The sequence below is a fragment of the Blastococcus sp. CT_GayMR20 genome, from assembly GCF_004570345.1.
In genome coordinates, this window is the sequence record NZ_SPQM01000311.1 from 1 (window position 1) to 1128 (window position 1128).

At 75.0% G+C, this 1128-nt stretch carries 1 protein-coding gene and 1 pseudogene; both read right to left on the bottom strand.

Going from position 1 to position 1128, the window contains the following annotated elements:
* Positions 1-310 (bottom strand): annotated as a pseudogene (locus E4P40_RS28700) (cell division protein); the annotation flags it as partial.
* Between the two features lie 82 nt (positions 311-392).
* Positions 393-1128, bottom strand: a 736-nt coding sequence (locus E4P40_RS27625) for a YggS family pyridoxal phosphate-dependent enzyme (RefSeq protein WP_135161471.1), incomplete at its 5' end; no start/stop codon positions are given.

Consider the following 1128-nt stretch of genomic DNA (forward strand, 5'->3'; position numbering starts at 1 on the left):
TCGCGCCGATCCGCGACGGACCGGCGCCGGCGCCGGCCGGGGCCAGGCCGAGCGGCCGCGGCGTCACCCGGCGGGCGGGCAGCGGCTCGGGCTCGCGGACAGGTGGGAGCTCCTCGGCCTCGAGGCCGTCGTCGTACGCACCCGGCGGGTAGTCGCCGTCGTAGTGCGCGTCGTAGTCGTCGGCGTAGCGGCCGTACCGACGGTCCTCCAGGTGATCGGACTGACGGGAGTCGTACCGGCCGTAGCCACGGGGGTCGTCGTCCTCGACGAGCCCCAGGTAGATCCCCATTCTCCGCATGGCTCCAGCCATCGGACCTCCCCCTCTGCTGGCGTCCTCAGCGTCGCGTCGTTACGACAGTCGTCAAGGTCACCCGTTGCGTCCGGGGCCTTTGTTACTCGTGTGACTCGGGTGGCTGGTGTTCTCTGATCTTCGCGAAGGGTAGGGGGCGATCACCGAACAACGCGGTTCCGACACGCACGACATTCGCGCCGGCTGCGATCGCGGCCTCGAGGTCCCCGCTCATCCCGGCCGACAGGTCGACGGCTCGCGGGTGGTCGGCCCGCACCCGGTCGGCGAGGGCCGCGAGGCGTTCGAAGGCCGGCAGCGGGTCCGCCCCCCGCGGTGCCACCGCCATGAGCCCGCGGAGCGACAGCCCCGGCGACGCCGCGACCAGGTCGGCGAGGGCCGGCACCTCCTCCGGGGGCGAGCCGCCCCGGGTCGCGAGGTCCCCCTCGGGCCCGCCGAGGTCCACCTGGACGAACACCTCGACGGGGCGGTCCAGCCCCTGGCCCGCGCGGTCCAGCGCCCGGGCGAGGGACTCGCGGTCGACCGAGTGGACGACGGCTCCGACGCGGGCCACCGCGGCGGCCTTGTTGCGCTGCAGCTGGCCGATGAAGTGCCAGCGCACACGGAGATCGCCGCGCGCGGCGAGCCGGCCTGCCTTGTCCAGCAGCTCCTGGGCCCGGTTCTCGCCGAAGTCGTGCTGCCCGAGCGCCGCCAGGGCGGCGACGTCCTCGGGCGGCCAGGTCTTGCTCACCGCGAGCAGCCGCACCGCGGACGGGTCGCGACCGGCGGCACGCGCGGCCGCGTCGATCCGGGCCCGCACCGCCCGCAGGTTCTCCTCGAGG